Origin of the sequence: Sinorhizobium chiapasense, assembly GCF_036488675.1 — a bacterium.
In the GTDB taxonomy this organism is placed as follows: domain Bacteria; phylum Pseudomonadota; class Alphaproteobacteria; order Rhizobiales; family Rhizobiaceae; genus Sinorhizobium; species Sinorhizobium chiapasense.
The window spans coordinates 428,753-442,576 of sequence record NZ_CP133151.1 but is presented as its reverse complement, the minus strand read 5'-3'; the positions used below and the strand labels follow the sequence as shown (position 1 = coordinate 442,576).

Below are 13,824 nucleotides of genomic sequence, written 5' to 3'. Positions count from 1 at the left end.
GATTCTCCCGAACCCGTCCAGAAGTTTAGGGTTACCAAAAGGTTAACGCCGCCGAAGATTCCTAGCGAACCAGCAAGCGGTTTTTCGGCTTTTTGTCTTCCCGCTCTGAGGGTTAGCTCAACACTGCGAACTTCCTGATCTCGGATTGTTCTCCTGTGAATCCTACAATCAATACTAGCACGGGGCACCGCACCAAGAGGTTCTTCGCGCAAGTTTGTGCCGACTCACCTCAAGCAAAACTTGTCGAATTCTACAACTGCCCAGCGATTCTGATCCGTGCTCAACTCCGCGAAGCATTTCAACGATGGAGAGAAGCATGCAGGTGATTGCGATTTCTGCACGCCCGGATTTTCAGGAGAAGCAACTGCTCGGGCAGCATCACAGGCTCCGAGCGCGAGTCTTTTCTGATCGGCTAGGCTGGGAGGTCAGCGTTCGCGACGGCCAGGAACATGACACCTTTGATGGCCTTCAGCCGACCTACATCCTCGCCGTTTCGGAGAGCGGCCAATTGGCAGGATGCGCCAGGCTTCTGCCAGCCCTGGGCCCGACCATGGTGACGGATGTTTTTCCCTCACTTCTCCCGGGCGACGGGCTCAACGCTCATCCTTTCATGATCGAGAGCTCCCGCTTTTGCGTCGACACGACCCTCGCGGAGGGAAGGGGAGCCGGCTCGGTCCATGAGGCAACTCTCACCATGTTCGCGGGCATCACCGAATGGTGCATGGCGAATGGCTACACCGAGATTGTCACGGTAACCGATCTACGATTCGAGCGGATCCTTGCGTGATCTGCAAAAAAAATGGGCCAGCGGAAACCGCGGCCCATGAAGTGTGGAGGTCATTAACCTCCAGAGGGAACAGCTGATACGGCGGAACTGGGAGGAAAGCCGCCATGTGCATCAGCTGTGGCACCAATGATCATTTTTTGATCGGATGGAAAACATTTATTGTGCAATGCAGCTATGCGCATGCTGCGCTGCTGCTTCCAAAACCATGTCGCGAACGCATGTCAGCAATTGGCGGTGCCTTAAGCCGCTTCTGATGCGTCTGCCGTTTCCTCGCGTGCCGCGGCCGCCAACGCCTCATCGACGCCCCGAAGCCGCCTGCGCTTCTCGGCCAGTTCGTCCGCAAAGGCAAAAGCGCCGCCCTGGCGCGAGCGATAGGAGGCAAGGCGCCGCTGTGCTTCCTCCAGACGGCGTTGATAGTGGTTCTGCTCGTCTTCAAACCCGTCAAGCGCATGTTCGAGGCGGGAGACGGCGCCGAGCGGCGTCACAGTTACCGCCAGATCGATCTCGTAGTCCGCATCAGTGCGCTGAAGCAGGGTTGTATAGCGATATCCATCGCCCTTACCGAAATATTCGCCGGAATAGACCAGATCGAAGCCGCCGATTGAGGCGATGGCGATTTCGCCCTCCTGCTGGAGTTGAACGAGAGTCAGGATCTCCTTCATCAGCGCGCGTCCGGCAAGCTTCCGCTCGTCGTAAGCCTTGCCCACGATCGTCATGACAAAGGCATCGCCAGCCGTCGGAATGAGACGCTCGATGTCCCTGCCGATCTCGGCGATGCGCCGGCTCGAAAACTCTATGGCGCGTTCGGCATCGCGGATCTGCCGACGCACCGCATACTGGTCGTCGTCATGGGCGGCACGCAGCCGCTCGAGACGGGCAATGTCTGCCTCGAGCCCCGCCTTCTGCATCAGACGTTCGTCGCCGCTCGCAATCGCCTTGGCCATGGCGAACTGGTTGGCAGCACCCTCGCCAAGATCTTCGAGCCGGCGGATCGACGTGTCACCGGACAAGGCCGCGGCGATGAAGCGGGCCTTACGCTCGTTGTTCTGCCACATCGAGGCGTCGAGCGAACCCTGCGTGGCATAAGCGAAGATGTCGACCTCATCATGCTGGTTGCCCTGCCGCACGATCCGGCCCTCCCGTTGTTCGATCTGCGAAGGCAGCCACGGGACGTCGAGATGATGCAGCGCCTTGAGGCGAAGCTGCGCGTTCACGCCGGTCCCCATCGTGTCTGACGAGCCGATCAGGAAGCGGATTTTGCCGGCGCGCACGTCTGCGAACAGGCGTTGCTTCGCCTCGGTCTTCTTGTAGTCCTGCATGAAGGCGATTTCGGGTGCCGGAACGCCCATGCGGACGAGCTCGTCGCGGATCCAGCGGTAGGCCGAAAAACCTCTGGTCTTCTCTACATTGATGGTGCCGAGATCGGAAAAGATCATTTGCGCCGCACCGGGTAGATCGAACGGTTTGCCGTCCACTCGGAGATAGGTACTTTGCGCGGTCTCCCGCCAGATACGATGTGCGTTCTGGACCAACAGGTTGAGCTTGTTGTCCGGCTCATTGTCATTGGCTGGATCGACCAGGCGCAGGTCGATGGCGGCATGGCGCCCGTCGGTGATGACTGAGAGCAGGATATCGTCGCCGGGATGCGCAGGTCCCTCACGCATCTCGATCGCCTTGATGCGGGTGTCGAGGATCGTCTGGTAGTTCTTGAAGGCTAGCGTCGGCTTGGCGGTCAGGATCTGCCTTTGGCCCGTCGAGATAACAGGGACTTTAACGTATTCTCGGAGATCCCCAGGCATCACCACGTCCGCGAAGCTGCGGAACATGGCGATCAACTCGGGAACATTGACGAAGGAGGCAAAACGGCTAACCGGCTTGTATTTGCCGGACGGCTGGATCTCCAGCTCGGTCGTGGTGTCGCCGAAGGTTGAAGCCCAGGCGTCGAACTCGTGCAGGCCACGTTCGGCCAGCGCCGCGTGGCCGAGCAGGCGCTGGACCGAGAACATCTCTCCTAGAGTGTTGGTGATCGGCGTACCCGAGGCTAGAACCAGGGCACGGCCGGGATTCTTCGTCTCGATGAAGCGGGACTTGACGTAAAGATCCCAGGCGCGCTGCGAGCCATTCGGATCGACGCCTTTCAAGGTCGACATGTTGGTGGCGAAGGAAAGCTTGCGGAATTCCTGCGCCTCATCGACGACGATCTGATCGATGCCGATTTCCGAGATGGTCAGCAGATCGTCCTTGCGTGTGGACAGCGCCTCGAGCCGTTCCCTCAGGCCCTCCTTCAGCCGTTCGAGCCGTTTGCGCGAGACGCGATCCTCGCTGTCGACCTTGGTGAGAAGATCCTCGTAGAGCTGCAGTTCATCTTGGATCATCTGCTGCTCGAAGGTTGACGGCACGGCGATGAACCGGAATGCCGAATGGGTGATGATGATCGCATCCCAGCTCGCCGTCGCCGCGCGCGCCAGGAAACGAGCGCGCTTGGCTAAAGAAAAATTCGTCTCGTCGGCGACGAGAATGCGGGCGTTCGGATAAAGGGCCAGAAATTCGCGGGCGGCCTGTGCCAGGCAATGGCCGGGCACCACCAGCATCGCCTTGGCGATCAGCCCAAGCCGGCGCTGTTCCATGATGGCTGCCGCCATCGTCATCGTCTTGCCGGCGCCGACGGCGTGCGCCAGATAGGTCGAGCCGGACGAAATGATGCGCCAGATGCCGCGTTTCTGATGCCCATAAAGAACAAAGGCGCCAGAGGCGCCGGGCAGTTTGAGGTGAGAGCCGTCGAAACGCCTGGGCGCGATATTGTTGAAGCGATCGTTATAGACCCGCGCGAGCCGGTCGGTACGATCAGGATCGGTCCAGATCCAGTTCTGGAAGGCCAGCTTGATCTTCTGCAGCCTGTCGCGCGCCGCTTCGGTGTCGACGACGTTCAGGACCCGCCGCTCGCCGTCGGCATCCTTGAACACGTCGAAGATCTGCGGCACCCGGCTGTTCAGCGCATCGGCGAGTAACTCGCCGGCGTGCCGGCGATCGGTGCCCCATTCGGATGTGCCGGCAGCCGTCCATCCGAGTTGCCGTGCCGCGACGGTCCATGAGCCGAGTTCCGGCATGTGATGGATCCTGATCTCGGCACCCATCGTTTCGTGCACGAATTGGACGATATCGGTCGCCGGTATCCAGGGCGCGCCAAGCCGTGCGGTGATGTCCGACGGGCATAGATCGGCGGGCTGCACGGCCTGAAGCGCACGGACATTGCGCTCATAAGCGGGATCGAGCCCGGCCGCGGCTTCCGCGATGGCGAGTCTCGTGCGCACGGCGCCGGAGAGATAGGCGTCCGAGGTTTGCCAGGAGCCGTCGGCCGGATCGCGAAAGGTCGCATCACCGAGTTCGTCTAGGACCGTATCGCTGTCGCAATGCAGGAGCTCGGCGATATGCTCAAGATCGACATGGCCGCGATCGTTGAGCACGACGGCCAGCGCATCGGCGGCGTTACTGATCACAGGCGGGGCAGGGGGCGCAATGACGCGCTCGGAGAAGATCGGGCCCGGCCTGGCCGTATCGGTTTCGATGTCATAGTCCTCGATCGAGGCGACCAGCCAGCAATCCGGATCGTCAAGAAAGGGTGCAAGGTTTGGGCGACGATGGATCTCGCGGATCTCGCCAGTCTCCTCGATTTCGCTGATCGACACCGTCGTATGATTGATCGCTCCGAAGTCGCGCACGAAACTCGACCAGGCGATACGCAGCCGCACCTGCAGGTCGCGCCAAGGCCGGTCCATCTCCTGCGCTTTCAGCACCCCGCGCACGGCGTCGCGGATTGGGATCAGTTTCTTGATGATGCGAACATGTTTTTCCGGGATGCCGCCGGTGCCGCGGCCCCTGCGCACCGTGATCGCCACAGGCGCCCCGTCGACGATCTGCATGAGACCGTGCCTGTTGTCGATGAAGAAGCTGCCTTCGCGGACCCGCGTGCTCTCGGGTTTCAGGTCGACGAATTCGGCCAGCTCGTCTTCGAGATCGACGTCGATTTCGCCGGGCTCGCCGTCATAGATACCCTCGGGAAGCAATTGAATGGCGGCATTCAAGGCCACCGTGAGGTCCTCGCCGGCGCACGGCAGGCACGTGTAGCCTTCACCGAACTGCCCGGCAGTGAGCGCATGGGTGCCGAGCACGAAATCCGGATTGCGTGCAAACCAGCGGTTCACGCGGATCGGCCCTTCCCCGTCGGTCGCAGCGCGGACTTCCTCCAGATCGAGCCAGGCGAGATCGCGTGTCGGTTCGCCAGCCTTGCGCTTGCGGAAGAACAGGATGTCGACCACAACGTCGGTACCGGCATCTCGCCGGAAACTGCCTTCAGGTAGACGGATGGCGGCGATTAGGTCGGCGGATTTGGCAATACGCTCTCGGCACCTGCTGTCGGCCTTGTCCAGTGTACCGGTGCTGGTGACGAAGGCAGCAAATGCGCCAGGTTTTAAGAGATCGATCGACCGCGCGATGAAATAATCGTGCAGCCTGAGACCGAGCGAGCGGTAGTGCCGGTCGGAGCGAACCGTCCGATCGGAGAAGGGCGGATTTCCGATGGCAAGATCGTAGATCGGATTGAGGTCGGTGCGCGCGAAGTCCGCGTTGATGATGCGCGCCCGTGGCTGCAGCAGTCGCGCGATGCGGGCGGTGACCGGATCGAGCTCGACGCCGGTGACATAGCTGCAATCACGATACTCCACCGGCATCAGCGCCGGAAACAGGCCCGTCCCGATCCCCGGTTCCAGCACGCGGCCGCCGCGCCATCCGATCCGCTGCAGGCCTGCCCAGATCGCCCGGATTACGAATTCGGGCGTGAAGTGGGCATATTGGGTGCAGCGCGCCAGCGAAGCATAATCCGTCTCGCTGACCGCCGACTCCAGAGCACTACCGAGATCGTCCCAGCCCGCCCGGAAATCCGGTTGACCGGGGCGACGAAACATTCCATTCGCCAGATCCGAGCTGCCGAAACCGGTAAACCGGATCAACCTCGCTTGCTCCTCATGTGTGGCAGACCGATCCTGCTTGTCGATTTCGCTGGCGGTCAGGATGGCGGCGACATTCATTCGCGCGCGTTCCTTCCACGTGGCGGCCAAGCCACGGTCGACATCGTCAAGATGGAAATTGGCGCGATGGGCCTGTTTGTTTGACGCTGGCTGCTTGGCCGCCGGCAGAGGGAGCGCGAGGGAGGGGGAGGGCGGCGTCGGATCGGGATCGTCGTCGTTGGCGGCGAAGCCGCCAAATGCGGTGACGCCGAACCCGAGACCCGACGACAGCGCGCTGCCGGCGAACATATCAAGGGTGAAGGGATCATTGCTCATCGAATAGCTCCTTGGTCAGAGGGCGAGCGTCTTCGTCCTGTCGCAAGGGACAGCCGATCGGACGCGGAGGGGGTGGAAAGGGCACGTCTATGGCTGGCGATGCGGCCATGGCCGGCAAAGCGCTAGGTGCGCTCGACTACCGAAATCTGCATGGTGTCGGCCAAGAAAACGACGCGAAGATGCGTGGCATTGGGGCTCGCCGCAATCATCGCCTCCAGCCGCTCGGCATCGATAAAGTCGACACCATCGTCGCCGCCGAATGTCCGACGCTTGGCGTCAAGCCAGTCGTCGTTACTGGTCGGATTGCACTCTTCGGCAAAGACGACGAGGGCTTTCGCGCCGTCGGCAAGCTTACCGTTCGACAAAATGTAAACCCCATGATCTCCGACCAGCCAGAGGCCCGGCTGTTCATCCTTGCCGGGCAGGAGTCCGTAATAGGGATTGCGAAAGCCGCCATTGGCTTCGGCATCGGCGCGGCCGCGGGCGATTACCTCGCGCACGGATGCGATCGGGAACGTGAGCATGACAGCACCTCCTCATGCCGCGATCGGCGAGGGGAGATAGCGCAGATGCACCGGCAGCTTGGCGGCGATCTCGTCGTCGGTCAGGTCTTCCAACAGCGTCAGAAAGGTCCCCTCTTTCCCGCCATAGAGCATCACGGTGCGTTTGCCGCGAGAGGCCTCCGCCCAGCGCTCACCGGCATAGCCGCGATAGTCATCCGCCGTGCTGCTCCAGATATGCTCGAGGCGCTCCTTCCGCGTCATGGCGCGCACCGGACGGCTCTCGCGCTCGACAATCGCAACGCGCATCGCCTCAACGAATGCCTTATCTGAAAGGTCGCAATAGCCGTGAAAATATCGGAGCGCCTCGTCGATCCGAAGGGCGAAGAACACGCTCGCCACCGATCCAGTCAGCAGCTCGCACATAGCGAACATCGAGCCGCGGATCCAGAGCGGCGGAAGGACTTCGAACATGTAGTCGTGTTCGGCCTCGGCGATTTCGAACCATTCGCCGGCGTAGAGCGGGGTTGCGTCACCTTCCCAACGGTTGGGTCGCTGCGCGTGGCGATCGAACATGCGGAACATCTGCTGGCGGCTTGCGACGCCCTGAAACACCTTACGGATTGCGGGAGAAGAGGTCATCTGCGGCTCCTTGCGCGTTTACCGAACCGAAGGCGCGGCACAGTCCTCTCGACCTTGCCATCCTCTTCGGTCCTTCATGACCCTTTCGAGCCGCCGACATCGCGACCGGCCGGGTCAAGGGCCGGCTTAAGCCGGGCGAAGCCTTCCTTGACGCGGGCGGCGCGCATGCGGGACGCCTCTTCCTCTTTCCGTCTTTTGTCTATTTCCTTCTGCCTGACCTTCAGGGTCTCGTTCCAATCCTCCTCGGGCGGGCGAAGCCGCATCCAATCGCAGCCGGCGTCGTTGGCAAGTGACCGCAGTCGCTCGGCAAACATGTCACCTTGTGAATTGGCGTCTGTTGCTGCGACCAGCTGGACGCCAGTCTGGCAGGCCAATTCCCGCAACGCCCCCTTCGCGGTCGGAGACCATCCGCCGCCGGTGCTGAGATAGAGCGTGCCCTCACGCAACCCTTCGATCGCCGCAAGACTCAAAGCGTCGATCGCGGCTTCCGTGACGGCCAGGCGAAATGCGGTTCCAGATCCAAGGCGGAAGAGAACCTTCGTTCCTCCGGAGGCGAAGCCCCGGTATTGCGGACCTCGCGCCTCCCATCCGGTCACAACGCCGGTATGGTTCCTGTGCGCTGCCCACATGCTGCCATAAGGGCCTTCGCGAAGCAGGTTGCATTTTATTGCCACTCGGAGCAAAGCCGCCGGAAGACAGCGCTCGTCTTGGAGGTAACGCCAAGTCGACGAGCCGGGCCACGGGCGGCGGCGTGCATGCCAACGAGCATGAAGGGTGAGCTCGTGCCCTCCATTATACGTTGGATCCCGCCACTCTGGCTCAGTGATCTCAAGACCGACGAGATTTGCAACCTTTTCGGCGCCTTCGAGAAAGCCGACATGGTCAAGATGCTCGACAAGCCCGAACACATCGCCTTTCGCGTCGCTGAGCGGATCGAACCATCCGCGTCCTTCATGCGTGACGATGATAATCTCACCGCCGCGGCGAAACTTGACCGCGCGCCGGGTGCTTTCCTTGATATCAATTGCGAAGTTCGCCTGTTCGAGCACGATCGCGCAGCTCACTTGGCTGCGCAACGCCTCTATTTCTCTTCTTTTCATTTTGCTTCCGATCGCGCAGCGATCGCCCTCCATGACACTTCCTTGCCCGTCGTTTGGTGGGCGCCTTTCGGCAGACCGCGAAGAGCAAAGGCCGCAAGAGCGCGGGTGGCAATTGTCGGACTATGCAATGCTGACGTCGGCCGCGGCGGAGCTTCCCTTGCGGCCTGCCGCGCGCAAGCGGCACAAAAAGGCCGAGGCCGGCTCGATGAGCCGGTCAGGGGAAATATTCGCGCACGATCGCGAGATCGTCGTCGTCGATCTCATCGGAGGGGAGAACGCCGTATTGACCGTCGATCGGGAAGGGGATGACCCGGACCATCAGGTCGCGGGAAAGCTGGAAGGCGCGGGACTGTGTGAGAGAAAGATCGTGCGACATTGAGAGCCCCCTTCGGAAGCGGCGGCAGCTGGCTCAGGGACCCTTTATGGTCGACGTGCCGCAGGTGCGGGTTTCCGCCCCGCCCTGCACCCGCCTTCCATCTTCCTCAAGAAGACTGGCACGCTTGATCGCGCTAAAAACACCCGCCGCGGTCATTTAGCCATTTCGGTTTTCTTGGACGGTTGGGACGTTGGCGGATGCTGCCATCTGTCCGGCCTCTTGGTGCAGCGCCTGGGCTGCGGCCCCGTATGGGATTCGGACCGGATCCATATCCGCCTGAGCGTTCTCGCTGGAACGATGGAGGGCTTTGGTTCGTCCGATCCGTTCTCGCCGACAGTTGTGCCACACCCAACTTTGACCGACGCCTGCGACGGTCTCCGCCCCGTCGGACTTACGCCTTGACCGCGGCCGGAGGCTTGTACCTCATCCTGCTTGATGAACAATGCCCATGCAATCCGTGCCACCGTGTCGGCGAGCGCGACTGCCACCAGCATCCGCGGTTTGCGCACCAGCGTCTGTTGCAGCAATGAACCCTTCGGTGCGCCGCGCCTGGCCGCCTGTTTGTGACTGCCCATGATGAGCAGCCGCCTGCCCGCCACATCTTTCGCTGCTCGCTCTTTGCGAAGGGCGGCGGCGGCATTGCGCAACGGTGGGTTCACGCCAACAGCGTGTGAAAACGACGAGCACTCGTGCCGGTGCCAATCAGTTTGCGACAAAGCCCTTCTCCCTAGCCTGTGATGCAGCTGGAGATAGCCCAGCATGTAGCGTGCCAAAGGAGAAAGTCGTTTGAAAATACCGTGCTACATTGATTCCGACGCGATGTTTGTCCGACATTGTCGGGCATACGACAACGCAGGAGCGCGCTTGAACGAAACTCGCATTCCGTTCCGCGGCGAAGGGTCCCGTACCCGGCCGCCGAGCTCGCAATCTTCCCTGGACGAGTTTTCGTAGGACCAAGCGCGCGAAAAAGAGGCACCGCGCCGAGATACTCATCGACAGCGGCAGATCCTCGCGGCTCCAGAGCGATGTAACTGAGAACTTACTCCAGCCGTTCTACCGTGTAGCGCGCCGCGAGCCCAAAGATCGAACGGGAAAGGTGAAGTTCGCCGGCGACCGCACGTCCAGTCATTGCCCGCAAATAACCGTCTGGCGAAGAGATTTCCTGCCGATCGAGCTTCTGCAGGGTAATGGCGATGGCAACGGCGGCCTGCTGCTCGCCCATTTGATCGACGGCGCGGCGCCGCGCATCGTCCGAAATACCGGCAATTCGACACATTTGCGGCGCGATTCGGGCCAGATCGGCCCAACTGCGGGGCGGCGCGAAACCGTAAGTGCTTAGTGCTGGTATGGCTCGCAGTAGGTCCTGCAGTGCGACCATTTCCTGCCGCGAATGATGTGGTTGTTTGGTTCGGCTCCTGCGTCGCCCCAGGCTTGCTTCAGAAGCCCATTCGCTGGCGGAGCCAGCGCCAACTGATGTCAATGGTTCGACGGTAACCGAAGGCCGGTCAACATTACTCTCTTCATGTGAATTAGGGCTTGTAGTCTGTTTGTGCGTGTCGCTTCCGGCACACCTGCATGCCGAATCCTGTGGCGCGAACGCAACTTCAAGCCGTCGTGGGAGCTGCATAGCCCGCTCCACAAACCATTCAAAAAGCGCGGTCGCGCGACGCAAAAGCACGCTCGGTGCCCTCGTCGCAATGCCGACCAAAGTGATGACTTTTTCAACACGCACCTCAAGCCGGGCCCGCGTGCGCTGCGGAATGCAGTTAGCAAACGCGAGCGCACGACGGAGATTACGCAACGCCCCGCGATACCGCCGCAGCGCGGCATTTGCGGCGGCCTTTTCGACTCTGGCTTGCCTTATGAGTTCATCAAGCTCGCGGTAACGAGCGATGAGTATTCGCATGTCGATCCCGCAACCGTCTACAACCGTGCCTTCGACGTTTCGGGTGGGATAGCGCTTGTAGTTGCCGCTGTCCTGCATGGTGATCAGACCGGCGTCGAAGAGGTTCGACAGCAGCCGGCTGACGCGTCCGGCCGAACGATTGATTTCGAAAGCGAGCTGCTGGTTCGACTTGAAGATGATTGGCCGGCCGCCCTTTTCGAAAGCGTCCGCAGGAGCCGTGTTGATCAGTGTGGTCAATAGGTACGCCTCGGTCGCATTGACCATCCCCGTGCAGGGCAGATTTTGCGCAAGCACGGCGAGCTGTCCGCGTGTCACGGTCCCAATCTCAGCCGATAGTGCAAGGCGTCGGAATTCGGCACGTTTGGGCGTCTGTCTACGGCCGATCGACCGCTTTGGGGGCATCGGTTCTCGCACTGTCGTCTCCTGTGTTGGAGACCAGACAAAGCAACCCCGTTCACCGAAACGGTGTTTTTTAAGTTGACAGAGGAAGTGAGGTTTGCTACTCAAATTTTGGCGAAATTGATTATTAGCAAACCGTTTCCGAGATTTGTTTCGGGGGCGGTTTTTCTTTTCTGGTCCGGGCGGTTTTTCTCCGTTGTTAGATTGGAATACATTACTCGGAATCGAAATGACCCTGCGTAACGTTGCGCGACCATAAACCGAATGATCTTTTTGGCGCAACAATCGTGCAGCGCCGCTGAAAGAGCGACTTTAAGTCGCCGCAAGGCCATGTGTGGCTGCCGGCCTCGCTACGCAGGGACGCGAGCTGCCACCAATTTGCGTTTGAGCCGCGCAGTCTGTCTGCCGATGCTATCTTTGCGCTCAAGCGGTTGCGCCTCTGTGGGCTTATGCGACACGCTATGCGATTTGATGAAATGTTGTCGTCCCTAAAGACGCTGCGGCCCCTTGAGTGAATGCACCGTGCGACGATTGGCGTGCGGCTGCGACAAGCGGCCACCTACCTGATGCCGGCTTCCGGCGCAATCATGAGCCATTCAGCGCTGCGGTGAGCGCCCCGCGAGCCGATGGCAAAAGGCGAAAGGAAGCGTTCATGAGACCACGAAGGGTGGCCATCAGCCTGCCGAATCCTTGGCTTCCCGGAGCAGACTGGGCCGACCGTCACGAGCTTCTTTTCTTCGCCGAGCGGGTGACTGCGGCCGAGGCGGCGCGTCGAGCACTTGGGAGCGCATCCGGCTGGGTGCAAAGTCTTGTGACATGGCACAACCGCCTCGCGCCAATAATCGGGCTGAGCGAAACCGCGCACCCGGCGCATTCAGGCCTGATCGGCACCTTTCCGCTCCTGCACAGCGACGATCGCGAAGCCGTCGTCGGCTATGATGCCCGGCACTTGCATTTTCGAATTGTCGTGGATGTTCGCGAAGGCCCTGCTGACGGCCAGGTCATCGGTATGACCACCTTGGTGCGCCGCAGGAATGCGTTCGGGCGGCTTTGTTTTGCCGCCGCCATACCTTTGCATATGGCGATCGTCCCAGCCTTGCTGACGGGAGTTAAGCGACCCGGACATGGTGTTTCGCGGGAGCGGTGAAGCACAGCGCATGATTGAACACAGTTGCCTTTGCGGCGCTATCCCACAGGAAGTCGCTGGCGATGTGCTGCCCACCCGGCGGGGATGTAGTGGGCCGGAAGCTGCGGGCATCACGGATGCGGGCAAGTCCCAGGAAGTGGGTTGCGGATGCCGTCCAGCTCTGTCACGGAAACGGCCCTGATACGGAACGCGATTTTTGGAGGCGATGCTGTTCCCCCTGATCCGAACAGGCCTCCTGGATCACCGGCACGAGTCTGTCGCGACACGCGGGGGCCGAGCGCGGGACTTCGCCAAGCTAGAGCCGGGACGTGCTGCGCGACCTTCACACGATCGAAGCCAGCGGGGCGAAGACCGGTACTCTGGACCGGAAGACGCATGACCTTATCGCGCTAGGCTTTCCGGTGACCACGCGATGCGACGACTGCATTGCCGTTCACGTGAAGAAGGCGGTCGAACTCGATGCATTGCATAACGAGATTGCCGAGGCCCTCCAGTTGCTGATCGCGCTCAATGCGGGCGCGGCGCTTAGCCTATACGGCGTGTACTATCTCGAACGCGCCCGCCATTCGCTGGTCGCGCACTGTGACCCCTGCCTTGAGAGCGGGTTGGCGGATATTCTACACAGATTGTCAGTTCATCGAAATACGGCAAATTAGCAATGCGTTATGCTCCGGATCGTCGCAGGTTCTGATCCCCCGTGTCATCGGCGGTCATGAGGGCCTGTCAATTGGGTGGCGCCTACGCGGTGGTCCGACTGCTTCTTGCAGAAGCGAGCGATAACTTGGACGCAAGGTCGATACCTCCCACTCCACTGAACAGAAAAATGAGGTTTTTTGCATGCGCGCTGACGTGCGGTGGAAATTGTGCTGGGAAAATGAGTTGCAACTGTCCGACCACGTTGAACTCACAGACTTCTTTCGGAAGACCTATGGACCGACCGGGGCCTTTAATGCAAAGCCGTTCGAAGGCAGTCAAAGCTGGGCCGGAGCAAGACCTGAGCTTCGTGCAATCGCCTACGACTCGAGCGGTGTAGCGGCCCACATGGGCTTACTGCGCCGTTTCATCAAGGTTGACGGAGTCGACCTGCTGGTGGCTGAACTGGGCTTGTATGGGGTGCGTCCGGATCTTGAGGGACTCGGGATCGCCCATTCGATCCATGTCATGCTTCCAACACTGCAGGAGTTTCAAGTTCCATTCGCTTTCGGCACCGTTCGGCCCCAGATGCGGAAGCACGTTGAGAGGTTCGGCCGACACGGTCTGGTGACTGTGATGTCCGGGATCACCGTACGCTCCACGCTGCCACACGCGCGTACCGACCTGCCGCCCACGCGCGTCGAGGATCCACTTGTCATCGTCCTGCCTGTTGGACGGCCGATCTCCGACTGGCCCGCCGCCAGGCTAATTGACCGGAATGGACCAGAGCTATGAGCTATCTCTATTGCTGGTCCGAAGCGCAGACGCTTATTGGCCATCTCACGCAGCCACGCCCGCAGTTCAACGCCGGCGGTCGGCCGGACCGACAGCGCACCGGTCGGCGAAATCCGTCAGTGAGTTCTGACAAGTATATTCTTCCAGTGAAGCAGCCGATCGATGGTTCGGCTGGCATACATCCACACGGTGGATAAAGA

At 60.8% G+C, this 13,824-nt stretch carries 9 protein-coding genes and 1 pseudogene; 4 read left to right on the top strand and 6 right to left on the bottom strand.

Annotated features, from left to right (window positions below; translation table 11 throughout):
* Window positions 1-316 precede the first annotated feature (316 nt).
* Window positions 317-784: pseudogene (locus RB548_RS24755) on the top strand (acyl-homoserine-lactone synthase); the annotation flags it as partial.
* A 242-nt stretch (window positions 785-1,026) separates the two neighbouring features.
* On the opposite strand, the gene RB548_RS24750 reads toward RB548_RS24755, so the two are convergent.
* From RB548_RS24750 to repC, 6 genes are all read right to left on the bottom strand, one after another.
* The gene (locus RB548_RS24750) at window positions 1,027-6,126 is read right to left on the bottom strand and encodes a helicase-related protein (protein WP_331375592.1); all 5,100 of its coding nucleotides are present in this window, start codon (window positions 6,124-6,126) and stop codon (window positions 1,027-1,029) included.
* 122 nt (window positions 6,127-6,248) lie between these two features.
* Window positions 6,249-6,650 (bottom strand): DUF3085 domain-containing protein, encoded by a 402-nt coding sequence (locus RB548_RS24745; RefSeq protein WP_331375591.1) that lies wholly within the window; start codon window positions 6,648-6,650, stop codon window positions 6,249-6,251.
* Window positions 6,651-6,662: 12 nt separating this feature from the next.
* On the bottom strand, window positions 6,663-7,268 hold the full coding sequence (locus RB548_RS24740; protein WP_180942093.1) for a DUF1419 domain-containing protein: 606 nt from the start codon (window positions 7,266-7,268) through the stop codon (window positions 6,663-6,665).
* A 74-nt stretch (window positions 7,269-7,342) separates the two neighbouring features.
* The gene (locus RB548_RS24735; protein WP_331375590.1) at window positions 7,343-8,368 is read right to left on the bottom strand and encodes a DUF3991 and toprim domain-containing protein; all 1,026 of its coding nucleotides are present in this window, start codon (window positions 8,366-8,368) and stop codon (window positions 7,343-7,345) included.
* 214 nt (window positions 8,369-8,582) lie between these two features.
* Window positions 8,583-8,744, bottom strand: coding sequence for a hypothetical protein (locus RB548_RS24730; RefSeq protein WP_331375588.1), 162 nt, complete (start codon window positions 8,742-8,744; stop codon window positions 8,583-8,585).
* A gap of 1,039 nt (window positions 8,745-9,783) precedes the next feature.
* Window positions 9,784-11,052 carry a plasmid replication protein RepC gene (gene repC / locus RB548_RS24725; RefSeq protein ID WP_331375769.1) on the bottom strand — a complete coding sequence of 423 codons (1,269 nt, stop codon included), beginning with the start codon at window positions 11,050-11,052 and terminating at the stop codon, window positions 9,784-9,786.
* A gap of 649 nt (window positions 11,053-11,701) precedes the next feature.
* On the opposite strand from repC, the gene RB548_RS24720 reads away from it, so the two are divergent.
* The 3 genes from RB548_RS24720 (at window position 11,702) to RB548_RS24710 (ending at window position 13,624) form a co-directional block, all read left to right on the top strand.
* Window positions 11,702-12,196: a DUF2867 domain-containing protein gene (locus RB548_RS24720; RefSeq protein ID WP_331375587.1), complete on the top strand. Its 495-nt coding sequence runs from the start codon at window positions 11,702-11,704 to the stop codon at window positions 12,194-12,196.
* Between the two features lie 308 nt (window positions 12,197-12,504).
* Window positions 12,505-12,852 carry a carboxymuconolactone decarboxylase family protein gene (locus RB548_RS24715; RefSeq protein ID WP_331375586.1) on the top strand — a complete coding sequence of 116 codons (348 nt, stop codon included), beginning with the start codon at window positions 12,505-12,507 and terminating at the stop codon, window positions 12,850-12,852.
* A 181-nt stretch (window positions 12,853-13,033) separates the two neighbouring features.
* Window positions 13,034-13,624 (top strand): NodA family N-acyltransferase, encoded by a 591-nt coding sequence (locus tag RB548_RS24710; RefSeq protein WP_331375585.1) that lies wholly within the window; start codon window positions 13,034-13,036, stop codon window positions 13,622-13,624.
* Window positions 13,625-13,824 lie beyond the last annotated feature (200 nt).